The 13661-nt window shown below is 61.7% G+C and carries 13 protein-coding genes; 11 read left to right on the top strand and 2 right to left on the bottom strand.

The features are described from left to right. Nucleotides 1–94: 94 nt before the first annotated feature. Nucleotides 95–295 (bottom strand): hypothetical protein, encoded by a 201-nt coding sequence (locus BXA01_RS22420; protein WP_008080067.1) that lies wholly within the window; start codon nt 293–295, stop codon nt 95–97. Nucleotides 296–926: 631 nt separating this feature from the next. Here BXA01_RS22420 and pcaR point away from each other — a divergent pair. From pcaR to pcaC, 11 genes are all read left to right on the top strand, one after another. Next, nucleotides 927–1769 (top strand): pca regulon transcriptional regulator PcaR, encoded by an 843-nt coding sequence (gene pcaR, locus BXA01_RS22425; RefSeq protein ID WP_041478920.1) that lies wholly within the window; start codon nt 927–929, stop codon nt 1767–1769. Nucleotides 1770–2062: 293 nt separating this feature from the next. After that, nucleotides 2063–3409: an MFS transporter gene (locus tag BXA01_RS22430; protein ID WP_073475852.1), complete on the top strand. Its 1347-nt coding sequence runs from the start codon at nt 2063–2065 to the stop codon at nt 3407–3409. A 269-nt stretch (nt 3410–3678) separates the two neighbouring features. Beyond that, nucleotides 3679–4536, top strand: a complete 858-nt coding sequence (locus BXA01_RS22435; RefSeq protein WP_024011937.1) for a CoA transferase subunit A — start codon at nt 3679–3681, stop codon at nt 4534–4536. Continuing rightward, complete coding sequence (locus BXA01_RS22440; RefSeq protein ID WP_071174622.1) at nt 4536–5315, top strand: CoA-transferase subunit beta; 780 nt, start codon at nt 4536–4538, stop codon at nt 5313–5315. The genes BXA01_RS22435 and BXA01_RS22440 overlap by 1 nt, the downstream gene beginning before the upstream one ends. Beyond that, entirely contained in the window at nt 5312–6517 is a 1206-nt protein-coding gene (gene pcaF / locus BXA01_RS22445) for a 3-oxoadipyl-CoA thiolase (RefSeq protein WP_172834017.1), read from the top strand. The genes BXA01_RS22440 and pcaF overlap by 4 nt, the downstream gene beginning before the upstream one ends. Before the next feature lie 36 nt (nt 6518–6553). Next, complete coding sequence (pcaH, locus tag BXA01_RS22450; RefSeq protein ID WP_076566301.1) at nt 6554–7258, top strand: protocatechuate 3,4-dioxygenase subunit beta; 705 nt, start codon at nt 6554–6556, stop codon at nt 7256–7258. Between the two features lies 1 nt (nt 7259). Continuing rightward, nucleotides 7260–7826, top strand: a complete 567-nt coding sequence (gene pcaG, locus BXA01_RS22455) for a protocatechuate 3,4-dioxygenase subunit alpha (protein WP_076566302.1) — start codon at nt 7260–7262, stop codon at nt 7824–7826. 262 nt (nt 7827–8088) lie between these two features. Beyond that, nucleotides 8089–9384, top strand: a complete 1296-nt coding sequence (locus BXA01_RS22460; protein ID WP_041478914.1) for an MFS family transporter — start codon at nt 8089–8091, stop codon at nt 9382–9384. Between the two features lie 45 nt (nt 9385–9429). Further along, nucleotides 9430–10794: a 3-carboxy-cis,cis-muconate cycloisomerase gene (locus BXA01_RS22465; protein ID WP_076566304.1), complete on the top strand. Its 1365-nt coding sequence runs from the start codon at nt 9430–9432 to the stop codon at nt 10792–10794. Nucleotides 10795–10805: 11 nt separating this feature from the next. Continuing rightward, a complete protein-coding gene (gene pcaD, locus BXA01_RS22470) occupies nt 10806–11597 on the top strand; it encodes a 3-oxoadipate enol-lactonase (protein WP_076566306.1) in 792 nt (263 codons plus the stop codon). Nucleotides 11598–11607: 10 nt separating this feature from the next. After that, nucleotides 11608–12000 carry a 4-carboxymuconolactone decarboxylase gene (gene pcaC / locus BXA01_RS22475; RefSeq protein ID WP_007917093.1) on the top strand — a complete coding sequence of 131 codons (393 nt, stop codon included), beginning with the start codon at nt 11608–11610 and terminating at the stop codon, nt 11998–12000. 76 nt (nt 12001–12076) lie between these two features. Here the strand turns inward: pcaC and BXA01_RS22480 are convergent, their stop codons facing one another. Then, a complete protein-coding gene (locus BXA01_RS22480; protein WP_076566308.1) occupies nt 12077–13336 on the bottom strand; it encodes an OprD family porin in 1260 nt (419 codons plus the stop codon). Between the last annotated feature and the right edge of the window lie 325 nt (nt 13337–13661).

Genomic DNA, 13661 nt, shown 5'->3' on the forward strand with positions numbered 1-13661 from the left:
CCGCTGCCCGCAGATAGCGGGCGCGCGAGGTGTCGTCTTCCACCGCGCTGTGGCTCAGGCGGACGCCGACTTTCGAATGCTCAACCGCCATGGCTCATGGCTCTTCGGCTTTGAGTTCCTTTTCGATCTTTTCGATTTCCTGCTTGAACACCTGATCCTGGACAGTAGGGCGCTTGCGCCATGCCTTGCGTTCCGGTTCCGGCTGAGCGGCGTAGGTGGTGACTTCCCCGCCGTAAACTTCCTTGTAACGTTGTTCCTGGCGCTCTAGTTCCGCGCGCAGTTCGTCTTTCGTCACGGTGCTACCTGTATGAGTTGAATTGAATATCCGGTGAAACACACTGCAACGAGTCAATTGAGCGAGCCCGCCAGTCATCCACAGCCCGATCAGGCGCGGAGACATTGCAGAGGCGATCAAGACTTCCGTGTTACAGGCGGCTACGGCACCAGATAAAAACTGACGCAGCATCAGTTTCCTGTTTCAGCGAGCGCTGGCGTTGCATGTGTGATGGGCGCCGGGCGCTGGCCGGAGCTGAGACGAAGGACCTCGTTTCAGCAAGTCGCGGGCTTTTGATTAAAGCGCCGCGACTAGGGTGCATTATAGCGGCCGATTCGGGAATGACTATCTTTGCCAAGTTAAAAACGGTTCTGAATGTGTGATGGTTTTGTTGCTGGCAACTTTTGCCGCTAGTTAAGTGTAAAGACAGCGTTATAGAACCGGCGTTCTGTTTTTGGCGCCATTAACTGGAACAACTAAGTTGCGAGCAGAATCGCTAATGCTGCCTCGAAGATGAAGAGGAGGGCGGGGCACTGGATTGCGATTATCGGTCTGCGGTTCGATAATCGCCCAATGTTGGCGCCCCGGTGCTTGTGCATCGCGCGGTGAGCCGTTTGACTAGGCATCGATGCGTGCCGGACAAGGACAAGAAATGAACGATCAAATGCGCAACTCCTTCACGTCGGTGGCGCCGCCCATCGTCGCCTCGCCGGCCAAGCGCATTCAGGCGCTGACCGGTGATCCGGATTTCATGACGTCCCTGGCCCGTGGTCTGGCCGTGGTGCAGGCGTTTCAGGAACGCAAACGCCACCTGACCATCGCGCAGATCAGCCACCGCACGGAAATCCCCCGCGCCGCCGTGCGCCGTTGCCTGCACACGCTGATCAAGCTCGGCTACGCCACCACCGACGGGCGCACCTATTCGCTGCTGCCGAAAGTGCTGACCCTCGGCCATGCCTATCTGTCCTCGACACCCCTGGCCGTCTCCGCCCAACCGTATCTCGACCGTATGAGCGAGCAACTGCACGAAGCCTGCAACATGGCGACACTGGAGGGCGATGACATTCTCTATATCGCTCGTTCGGCGACCACTCAGCGATTGATCTCGGTCGACCTTTCCGTCGGTGGGCGGTTGCCGGCGTATTGCACGTCGATGGGGCGGATTCTGCTAGCGGCACTGGATGACACTTCCCTGGGCGAATACCTCGACCACGCCGAACTGGTGGCCAAGACCAGCCGCACCATCCATACCTCCGACGCTTTGCTCGAATGTTTGCAGCAGGTGCGGCAGCAGGGCTGGTGCATTGTCGATCAGGAACTGGAACAGGGCCTGCGCTCGATCGCCGTGCCGGTGTACGACGCCTCGGGGCAAGTGGTCGCCGCGCTGAATGTCAGCACCCACGCCGGGCGAGTCAGCCGCGCGGAACTGGAGCAGCGCTTCTTGCCCGGCCTGCTCAGCGCCAGTCGCGACCTCAGTGCGCAGTTGTTCGCCTGAGGAAGCTGTTCGATAAACGCACAGTGTTGCGTTTATCGAATTGACGCTAAAACCCTCGGATCATTAATGTCGCGGCAGCGTCATCCGGCGCTGATGTGAATGAGCTCGCCGGACTGTCGACCCCATAATAATGACAAGAGGCAACTCACCATGCGCTCGCTCCCCGACTGTCTGTATCCCACCCGTTGTTGCCGGGTTCACCGCAACGCCTGATTACAACCTTCTATTCTTGTGACCGTGCCTTCCTTTGGCCGGCCGCCGTTCGACTGCGTTTTTTGCGTGGAATAAAAATAATGAACCAGCCTCAGTCCGCTGTGGGTAACTGCCTCGATGTGCAGACCTTCATCAACGCCCAACCGATCTCGCGCTATCAGTGGCGAGTGGTAATCCTGTGTTTCCTGATCGTATTTCTCGACGGCCTCGACACCGCCGCCATGGGCTTCATCGCCCCGGCGCTGTCGCAAGACTGGGGTATCGACCGCGCGAGCCTCGGCCCGGTGATGAGTGCCGCGCTGATCGGCATGGTCTTCGGTGCACTCGGCTCCGGCCCTCTGGCTGACCGCTTCGGGCGCAAAGTCGTACTCGTCGGCGCGGTGATTCTGTTCGGCGGCTTCAGCCTGGCCTCGGCCTACAGCACTAACGTCGAGCAACTGCTGGTGTTGCGCTTCCTCACCGGCCTCGGTCTCGGCGCGGGCATGCCCAACGCGACGACCCTGCTCTCGGAATACACCCCGGAGCGCAAGAAGTCTCTGCTGGTGACCAGCATGTTCTGCGGCTTCAACCTCGGCATGGCCGGCGGCGGTTTCATCTCGGCAAAACTGATCCCGGCATTCGGCTGGCACGCGCTGCTGATGATCGGCGGGATCCTGCCGCTGATCCTCGCCGTGGTATTGGTGTTCTGGCTGCCGGAATCGGCGCGCTACCTGGTGGTGCGCAACCGTGGCACCGACAAAGTACGCAAGACCCTGGCACCGATAGATCCGGTTACCGTCGCCCAGGCTGCGAGCTTCAGCGTGCCGGAACAGAAAACCGTCAAGGCGCGCAATGTCTTTGCGGTGATTTTCTCCGGTACTTACAGCACCGGCACGCTGCTGTTGTGGCTGACCTATTTCATGGGCCTGGTGATTGTGTACCTGCTGACCAGTTGGCTGCCGACGCTGATGCGCGACAGCGGCGCGAGCATGGAACAGGCTGCGTTCATCGGTGCGTTGTTCCAGTTTGGCGGCGTGTTGAGCGCGGTCGGGGTGGGCTGGGCGATGGACCGCTTCAATCCGCACAAGGTCATCGGCATTTTCTACCTGCTGGCCGGGGTGTTTGCCTACGCCGTGGGGCAGAGCCTGGGCAACATCACCTTGCTGGCGACGCTGGTACTGGTGGCGGGCATGTGCGTTAACGGCGCGCAATCGGCGATGCCGTCATTGGCCGCGCGCTTCTACCCGACCCAGGGCCGTGCGACCGGGGTGTCGTGGATGCTCGGCATCGGCCGCTTTGGCGCGATCCTCGGCGCGTGGATGGGCGCAACCTTGCTTGGCCTGGGCTGGAATTTCGAGCAAGTGCTGACCGCACTGGTGATTCCGGCCGGTTTGGCGACGGCGGCGGTGTTGATCAAAGGCATGGTCAGTCATGCGGATGCGACCTGAGTCGGGCGCAGATCGTTATTGAACAGGCTGGCCCCTTCGCGAGCAGGCTCGCTCCCACATTCTGGAATGCATTCCAAGGTGGGAGCGAGCCTGCTCGCGAAGCTTTTGATCTGATTGTTAGCTGAACAACAATCCGTTCGATAAACGAACACTCAGTCGATTATCGGATTGTTTGGCGAATTTCCCGAGCTTAATCTTCAGTGACTCCGGCGCTGAACCTCGCGCCTTTTTATCACTGGCGATTCCTTACAAGAACAGGAGCCCGCTCCATGGCTGAGATCCTTTCGCTGCACGACGCGGTGAAGCAATTCGTCAACGACGGCGATACCGTCGCCCTCGAAGGCTTCACTCACCTGATCCCTACGGCAGCGGGTCATGAAATCATTCGTCAAGGCAAGAAAGATCTGACGCTGGTGCGGATGACGCCTGACCTGATCTACGACCAACTGATCGGCGCCGGTTGCGCGCGCAAACTGATTTTCTCCTGGGGCGGCAACCCGGGTGTGGGCTCGCTGCACCGCCTGCGTGACGCGGTCGAAAAGCAGTGGCCGCACGCGCTGGAAATCGAAGAGCACAGCCACGCCGACCTAGCCAACGCCTACGTTGCCGGCGCGTCCGGCCTGCCGTTCGCGGTCCTGCGTGCCTACGCCGGCTCCGACCTGCCGAAGGTCAATCCGCTGATCAAAACCGTGACCTGCCCGTTCACCGGCGAAGTGCTGGCGGCAGTGCCATCGGTACGCCCGGACGTCACCGTGATTCATGCGCAAAAAGCCGACCGCAAGGGCAACGTGTTGCTCTGGGGCATTCTCGGTGTGCAGAAAGAAGCCGCGCTGGCGGCCAAGCGTTGCATCGTCACCGTGGAAGAAATCGTCGACGACCTCAACGCACCGATGAACGCTTGCGTACTGCCGACCTGGGCCTTGAGTGCGGTCTGCCATGTGCCGGGTGGCGCGCATCCGTCCTACGCCCACGGTTACACCGAGCGTGACAATCGTTTCTATCAGGCGTGGGACCCGATCGCTCGTGACCGTGAGACGTTTACCGCGTGGATCAACGAATACATCCATGGCTGCGCTGACTTCAGCGAATTCCAGGCCAAATTGGCCGCTGCTTCGGAGGCCAAGTAATGACTTACACCACCAATGAAATGATGACCGTCGCGGCGGCCCGGCGCCTGAAGAACGGCTCGGTATGCTTCGTCGGCATCGGCCTGCCATCGAAAGCCGCCAACCTCGCGCGCTTGACTTCATCGCCGGACGTGGTGCTGATCTACGAATCCGGCCCGATTGGCGCCAAGCCGAGCGTACTGCCTTTGTCCATCGGTGACGGTGAGCTGGCCGAGACCGCCGACACCGTGGTGCCGACCGGTGAGATTTTTCGCTACTGGCTGCAGGGCGGGCGCATCGACGTCGGTTTTCTCGGCGCCGCGCAGGTCGACCGTTTCGGCAACATCAACACCACCGTGGTCGGCGACTACCACGCGCCAAAAGTGCGTCTGCCGGGTGCCGGTGGCGCGCCGGAGATTGCCGGTTCGGCGAAAAGCGTGTTGATCATCCTCAAACAGTCGGCGCGGTCGTTTGTCGACAAGCTCGACTTCATCACCTCGGTCGGTCACGGCGAAGGTGGCGATTCGCGTAAACGTCTGGGCCTGCCGGGCGCCGGGCCGGTGGGCATCATCACCGACCTGTGCATCATGGAACCGGAGGAGGGCACCCACGAATTCGTGGTCACCGCGCTGCATCCGGGCGTGAGCCGCGAGCAAGTGGTCGCCGCCACCGGTTGGGCGATTCGTTTTGCCGACTCCGTTGAAACCACCGCTGAGCCGACCGAAGTCGAGTTGACCGCACTGCGTGATCTTGAAGCGCGCACCGCTGCCGCCCACGGTCAGGCGCCGGGAGAAGCATGATGCGTGACGTGTATATCTGCGACGCGATTCGCACCCCCATTGGCCGCTTCGGTGGCGCATTGTCCGCCGTGCGCGCCGATGACCTCGCCGCCGTGCCGATCAAGGCCCTGATGGAGCGCAATCCATCGGTGGACTGGAACGCCGTCGATGAGGTGTTCCTCGGCTGCGCCAACCAGGCCGGCGAGGACAACCGCAACGTTGCGCGCATGGCATTGCTGCTCGCCGGTCTGCCGGACAGCGTGCCCGGCGTTACGCTCAATCGTCTCTGCGCTTCGGGCATGGACGCGATCGGTACTGCATTCCGTGCGATCGCCAGCGGCGAAATGGAGCTGGCGATTGCCGGCGGCGTCGAGTCGATGTCCCGCGCGCCGTTCGTGATGGGCAAGGCCGACGCGGCGTTCTCGCGCAACATGAAACTGGAAGACACCACCATCGGCTGGCGTTTCATCAACCCGCTGATGAAGGCGCAGTACGGCGTCGATGCCATGCCGCAAACCGCTGACAACGTCGCCGACGACTACAAGGTTTCGCGCGAAGATCAGGACGCCTTTGCCTTGCGCAGTCAGCAACGTACCGCCGCCGCGCAGGCCGCCGGTTACTTCGCCGAAGAAATTGTTGAAGTACGGATCGCCCACAAAAAGGGCGAAACCGTGGTCAGCGAGGACGAACATCCGCGCGCCGATACCACGATTGAAGCGTTGACCAAGTTGAAACCGGTCAACGGCGCGGACAAAACCGTCACCGCCGGCAATGCCTCCGGGGTCAATGATGGTGCTGCTGCGCTGATTCTGGCGTCAGCCGAAGCGGTGAAAAAACACGGCCTGACTGCTCGCGCAAAAGTGCTCGGCATGGCCAGCGCCGGTGTTGCACCACGGGTGATGGGCATTGGCCCGGTGCCGGCGGTGCGCAAACTGACCGAGCGCCTCGGCGTCGCGGTCAGCGATTTCGACGTGATCGAGCTCAACGAAGCGTTTGCCAGCCAGGGCCTCGCGGTATTGCGCGAGTTGGGTCTGGCCGACGATGCGCCGCAGGTCAACCCGAATGGCGGCGCGATTGCCCTCGGTCACCCGTTGGGCATGAGCGGTGCGCGGCTGGTGCTGACCGCCCTGCATCATCTGGAAAAGACTGGCGGCAAGAAAGGTCTGGCGACCATGTGCGTCGGTGTTGGCCAGGGTCTGGCCCTGGCCATCGAACGTGTCTGACGCGCTGCGGCACTTACAAGAACTGAGGAAAGCGAAATGACTGACAAGCCTGGTTACCGTCGCCCACAGGCAGGCACACAGCCTGACTACCTGCACCCGACGTATCAATCCACCAACCTGCGCTCGCCGTCCAAGCCGTTGGTGCACCTGCCGCACTCGCTGTCGGAAATCACCGGGCCGACCATCGGTGCCGAGCATGTTGCCGAGAAGGACAATGACCTGACCGCGCAGCACGACGGCGAGCCGCTGGGCGAGCGCATCATCATTCACGGCCGTGTGCTCGACGAAGACGGCCTGCCGGTGCCGGGGATTCTGGTGGAGATCTGGCAGGCCAATGCCGCCGGCCGCTACAACCATGCCCGCGACCTGCACGACGCGCCGCTGGACCCGAACTTCACCGGCACCGGCCGCACCGTCACCGATGCCGATGGCTGGTACCAGTTCCAGACCATCAAGCCCGGCGCCTATCCGTGGGGCAACCACCACAACGCCTGGCGCCCGGCGCACATCCACTTTTCCCTGTTCGGGCCGAGCATCCTTACGCGTCTGGTCACGCAGATGTACTTCCCCGGCGACCCGCTGCTGGCGTATGACCCGATCTACAACTGCGTGCCGGACACTTCGGCCAAGGAACGCCTGATCGCTGCTTTCGATCTGGAAAAAACCATTCCGTCCTACGCCCTCGGTTACCGCTGGGACATCGTGCTGCGCGGCCGTGAAGCCACGCCGATGGAGAAATAAGATGACGCTCTATGCGACCACGTCCCACACCGTCGGGCCGTATTACCACATCGGCCTGACCTGGCTGAACCGCGAAACCCTGGCCAACGAGCTGACCCTCGGCGAGCGCGTGGCGATCACCGGCCAGGTGGTCGACGGCAACGGCGATGTCGTCAACGATGCCATGCTTGAAGTCTGGCAGGCCAATGCCGCCGGCAAGTACGACCACCCGGAAGATCAGCAGGACAAACCGCTCGATCCGAATTTCGAAGGCTTTGGCCGGGTACCGGTGGATGCCGAAGGGCGCTTCCGTTTCACCACGATCAAACCGGGCACCGTGCCGGGGTTGAAAGGCTCGACCCAGGCGCCGCATCTAGTGGTGCTGGTGTTTGCCCGTGGTCTGGTCAAGCACTTGCTGACGCGGATTTATTTTGAAGGTGAACCGGCGAACGTGGCTGACCCGTTGCTCGAATGTGTGCCGGCGGAGCGTCGCCAGACGTTGCTGGCCAAGGCCGATGCGTCGGGTGTGTACCAGTGGAATGTGGTTCTGCAGGGCACCGATGCCGAGACGGTGTTTTTCGATTATTGAGAGAACACCCCAAATCCTCTGCAGGACAGAGTCCCTGTGGTGAGGGGATTTATCCCCGCTGGGCTGCGAAGCAGCCCCAAAAACCAGTCGGCGCGGTATTCAGATGAACCGCGTGTATCTGATTTGCGAGTGCTTCGCACTCGAGCGGGGATAAATCCCCTCGCCACAATGGCTGATCCAGACGTGGGTGATGATCCGATGTGGAACGGGACTGTTGCAAAGTGTGTCTAGACTTTGACTGTCCCTATCGAGTGCAAAAACAATGACAACCACCACCTCCCACTACACCGGCGAAGAGCGCAGCAAGCGCATCTTCGCCATTGTCGGCGCTTCCTCCGGCAACCTCGTCGAATGGTTTGACTTCTACGTCTATGCCTTCTGTGCGATCTATTTCGCCCCGGCGTTTTTCCCCTCCGATAACCCCACCGTGCAACTGGTCAACACCGCTGGCGTGTTCGCTGCCGGCTTCCTGATGCGGCCGATTGGTGGCTGGATTTTCGGCCGGGTCGCTGACAAGCACGGGCGCAAAAACTCGATGCTCATCTCGATTCTGATGATGTGCTTCGGCTCGCTGCTGATTGCCTGCTTGCCGACCTACAAGGACATCGGCGTCTGGGCACCGGTGCTGTTGCTGTTCGCGCGTTTGCTGCAAGGTCTGTCGGTCGGCGGCGAGTACGGCACCACCGCGACTTACATGAGCGAAGTCGCGCTCAAGGGCCAGCGCGGATTCTTCGCCTCGTTCCAGTACGTGACCCTGATCGGCGGACAACTGCTGGCGGTGTCGCTGGTGGTGGTGCTGCAACAGTTCCTCACTGAAGAAGACCTGCGTGCCTACGGCTGGCGGATCCCGTTCGTGGTCGGTGCGGTGGCGGCGCTGATTTCGCTGTTCCTGCGTCGTTCGCTGAAGGAAACCACCAATAAGGAAACCCGTGCGCACAAAGACGCCGGCAGCATCACTGCACTGTTTCGCGATCACAAAGCGGCGTTCATCACCGTGCTCGGCTACACCGCTGGCGGCTCGCTGATTTTCTACACCTTCACCACCTACATGCAGAAATACCTGGTGAACACCGCCGGGATGCACGCCAAGACCGCCAGCTACATCATGACCGGCGCGCTGTTCCTGTATATGTGCATGCAGCCGTTGTTCGGCATGCTCGCCGACAAGATCGGCCGACGGAACTCGATGCTCTGGTTCGGCGCCCTCGGCACGCTGTTCACTGTGCCGATTCTGCTCAGCCTGAAAAGCATCAGCAGCCCGTTCCTCGCCTTCGTACTGATCACCCTGGCGCTGGCGATTGTGAGCTTCTACACCTCGATCAGCGGTCTGGTAAAAGCCGAGATGTTCCCGCCGGAAGTGCGCGCCCTCGGTGTCGGCCTGGCTTACGCGGTGGCCAATGCAATCTTCGGTGGTTCGGCAGAGTTCGTTGCCCTGAGCCTCAAGGCCGGCGGGATGGAAAACGCCTTCTACTGGTACGTTACGGCGATGATGGCGGTGGCTTTCCTGTTCAGCCTGCGTTTGCCCAAACAGGCGAAGTATCTGCACCACGATCTGTAAACCCATGTGCGCGGGCTGCGAGGCCCGCGCCGGCAAGGACTGTTTATGACTCAGCGACCGGGCAATCAATTGTTCGATGCCTACTTCACCGCCCGCGATATGCGCGAAGTGTTCTGCGATCAGGGCCGGGTGCAGGCGATGCTTGATTTCGAAGCGGCGCTGGCCCGGGCCGAGGCGCGGGTCGGGCTGATTCCTTCATCGGCCGTGGCACCGATTGCCGCAGCGTGCGACTCGGGCCTGTATGACTTCGCGGCGCTGGGCGAGGCGATTGCCACGGCCGGCAATTCGGCGATTCCACTGGTCAAGGCCTTGGGCAAGCAGATCGCTTCGAGCGATGCCGAAGCCGAGCGCTATGTCCATCTGGGCGCGACCAGTCAGGACGTGATGGATTCCGGGCTAGTCCTGCAATTACGCCAGGCGCTGGTGCTGATCGAAAACCAACTGGCACAACTGGCCGACTCGCTCGCCGTTCAGGCACAACGTTTCGCCACCACGCCACTGGCCGGTCGCACCTGGCTGCAACACGCGACGCCAGTGACCCTCGGGATGAAAATCGCCGGATGGCTGGGCGCTGTGACGCGCAGCCGTCAGCGTCTGCAACAACTGAAACCGCGTCTGCTGGTGCTGCAATTCGGTGGCGCCTCCGGCACGCTCGCGGCGCTGGGGGCACAGGCGTTGCCGATCGCTGAGGCCTTGGCCGAAGAGCTGCAACTGACGCTGCCCGAGCAACCGTGGCACACCCAGCGTGACCGCATCGTCGAGTTCGGCGCGGTGCTTGGCCTGATCGCCGGCAGCCTCGGCAAATTCGGCCGCGACATCAGCCTGTTGATGCAGACCGAAGCAGCGGAGGTTTTTGAGCCTGCGGCACCGGGCAAGGGCGGTTCGTCGACCATGCCGCACAAACGCAATCCGGTCGGCGCGGCGGTGCTGATCGGCGCGGCCACGCGAGTGCCGGGGCTGGTGTCGACGCTGTTCAGCGCGATGCCGCAGGAGCACGAACGCAGCCTCGGTTTGTGGCATGCCGAATGGGAAACCCTGCCGGAAATCTGCTGCCTGGTGTCCGGTTCGCTGCAACAGGCGCGCTTGCTGGCCGACGGTCTGGAAGTCGACGCGGCGCGCATGGCCCGCAACCTCGAATTGACCCAAGGCCTGGTGCTGGCCGAAGCGGTGAGCATCGTCCTCGCCCAACGCGTCGGCCGCGACACCGCGCATCACTTGCTCGAACAATGCTGCAAACGCGCCGTGGCCGAGCAACGCCATTTGCGTGCGGTGCTGGCTGACGAGCCGCAAGTCACCGCCGAACTCAGTGGCGCTGAACTCGATGATCTTCTGAACCCCGCGCATTACCTTGGCCAGGCGCAAGCCTGGGTCGAGCGCGCGGTGGCCGAACACAACGCTTTGACTGTCTGAAGGAGAGGGCTGTGGCTTTCGTTCAACTCGCCGATGGCGAACTGCATTATCAAATAGAAGGCCCGGCCGCTGCGCCGGTGCTGGTGCTGTCCAACTCGCTGGGCACCGACCTGCACATGTGGGACGCGCAGATGCCGGCGTTCGCCGAGCATTTCCGCGTGCTGCGTTTCGACACGCGCGGCCATGGGCAATCGCTGGTCACCGAAGGGCCGTACAGCATCGAACAACTCGGTCGCGACGTGCTCGGTCTGCTCGATGCGCTGCATATCGAGCGCGCGCATTTCTGCGGGTTGTCGATGGGCGGGCTGATCGGTCAGTGGCTGGGGATCAATGCCGGCCATCGTCTGCACAAACTGATCGTGTGCAACACGGCGGCGAAAATCGGCGATCCGTCGGTATGGAATCCGCGCATCGAAACCGTACTGCGCGACGGCCCGGCGGCGATGGTCGCGCTGCGTGATGCCTCGATTGCGCGCTGGTTCACCCCGGACTTTTCCGCAGCGCATCCCGAGGCGGCGAAGAAGATTACCGACATGCTTGCCGCAACCAATCCACAAGGTTATGCGGCCAACTGCGCGGCCGTGCGCGACGCCGATTTCCGTGAACAACTGGCTTCGATCAACGTGCCGTTGCTGGTGATTGCCGGCAGCGAAGATGCGGTGACGCCGCCGTCCGGCGGGCATTTCATTCGCGACCATGTGCGCGGTGCCGAGTACGCCGAGTTTGATGCGGCGCATTTGTCCAACGTGCAGGCCGGCGCCGATTTCAGCGACCGTGTGCTGGCGTTTTTGCAGGCTCAGTGAGGAAGAATTTGTGGACGAGAAACAACGTTACGACGAAGGCATGCAAGTCCGCCGCGCGGTGCTGGGCGATGCCCACGTTGATCGCAGCCTGACCACCCTGACCGAGTTCAACTCCGAATTTCAGGAGATGATCACCCGCCACGCCTGGGGCGACATCTGGACCCGCCCGGGCCTGCCACGCCATACCCGCAGCCTGATCACTATCGCCATGCTGATCGGCATGAACCGCGAGGGCGAACTGAAACTGCACCTGCGCGCGGCAGCCAACAACGGCGTCAGCCGTGGCGAGATCAAGGAAGTGATCATGCAGAGCGCAATCTACTGCGGCATCCCGGCGGCGAACGCGACGTTTCATCTGGCCGAATCGGTGTGGGATGAACTCGGGGTTGAATCCCGCGAGTGAGGTTGTTGCCACTGACGCCTTCGCGAGCAGGCTCGCTCCCACATTGGAATGCATTTCCCTGTGGGAGCATGCTTGGTTACAGCAGGCTGATCGGGTAGCTGACGATCAATCGGTTCTCGTCGAACTCGTTGTTGCTGAAGTCGCGGCGCATGGTCGAGTTGCGCCATCTGATGTTCAAATCCTTCAACGTGCCGCTCTGCACCGTGTAGCCCAGTTCCGATTCGCGGCCCCATTCCTTGCCGTCGGTGATCGTCCCGGTGTGCACGTTGTCGCCGCTGATGTAGCGGTTCATCAGGGTCAGGCCGGGGATGCCCATGGCGGCGAAGTTGTAGTCGTGGCGCAACTGCCAGGAGCGTTCCTGAGCGTTGTCATAACTGGCGTTGTAGCTGTCGTTAGCCAGCGTCCCGCCACTGGTGCCGTTGACCCGCATCCACGCGCTGTCGCCGGTCAATTTCTGCAAGCCGAGGTAGAACGTGTTGCCGCCGTACTTGGCCGAAAACATGCCGTACCAGGTCTTGTTGTCCAGGTCGCCGGCACGCGCGCTGCCATCTTCCTTGCCATAGAAAAAGCCGAGGTTGGCGCCCAGCGTCCAGTCGCCGAGCGGCTGGCTGTGCAGCACGTTGAGGTGCTGCTGGCTATAGATGTCCTTGAGCTGCGCGTTCCATAAGCCGATCTGCGTGCGCTTGTCGTTGAACAGGTATTCGCCGCCTTGGAAGTTGAAACGATCAGAGGTGAACGCGGCTTTGCCGGTCATCGACATGTCGCTCATGCTGCTGTCGTCGCGCGGGCTGTTGGCGCGGAACTGGCCGCCATAGAGGGTCAGGCCGGCGATTTCCTTGGAGGTGATCTGGCCGCCACGGAAGGTCTGCGGCAGCGAACGACCGTCGTCCGAACGCAGGATCGGCAGCACCGGCATCCACTCGCCGACCTTGACTTCGGTCTGCGAAAGCTTGGCCTTGAACGCGACGTTGGTGCGGCCGAAGTTATCCGCCGGGCGCCCGTCATGGTCCAGCGGCAACAACTGTGTGCCGCCGGTGCCTTTACCGCCATCGAGCTTGACCGAATACAGCCCGAGTACGTCCATGCCGAAACCGACGGTGCCTTGGGTAAAGCCGGATCTGGCGTCGAGGATGAAACTCTGCGTCCACTCTTCAGCTTTGCCTTGGGCCTTGGTCGGGTTGGTGAAGTTGCGGTTGATGTAGAAGTTGCGCAGGTTGAGGTTGACCTTGGCGCCTTCAACGAAGCCGCCTTCTTCGGCGCTGGCTGGCAGGGCCAGACCGGCGATGGCCAGGGCGATCACAGCGGGCAATGTGTGGGGCACAGGGAAAACTGTCATGGACTTGGGTCTCTCTTGTTTTTTTAGGGCGAACGGCGGCGCTGTCGCGGCGGGTGCGGCGCAGGCAACTTGATGCAGGTCTGAGATGCAGCGGTGGCGGTCAGCCAGGCGGGGCAGGGCGCTGGAGCATGGTGTCGAACCTTGTTGTTATTGGTTTTCTGAGGCGAATGGTGAAGGGCCTGTATGCTCGGGTTCAATTGCTGAAAGCGGGTTTTGGGCGGTTATCGAACGCAAGATTCAGCCGGTTATTGGGTGAATGTGAGGGCCTCATCGCTGGCAAGCCAGCTCCCACAGATTTTTGCATCGCTCACAAATTTGGGTACAC

The sequence above is a fragment of the Pseudomonas sp. B10 genome, from assembly GCF_900156235.1.
GTDB lineage: Bacteria > Pseudomonadota > Gammaproteobacteria > Pseudomonadales > Pseudomonadaceae > Aquipseudomonas > Aquipseudomonas siliginis.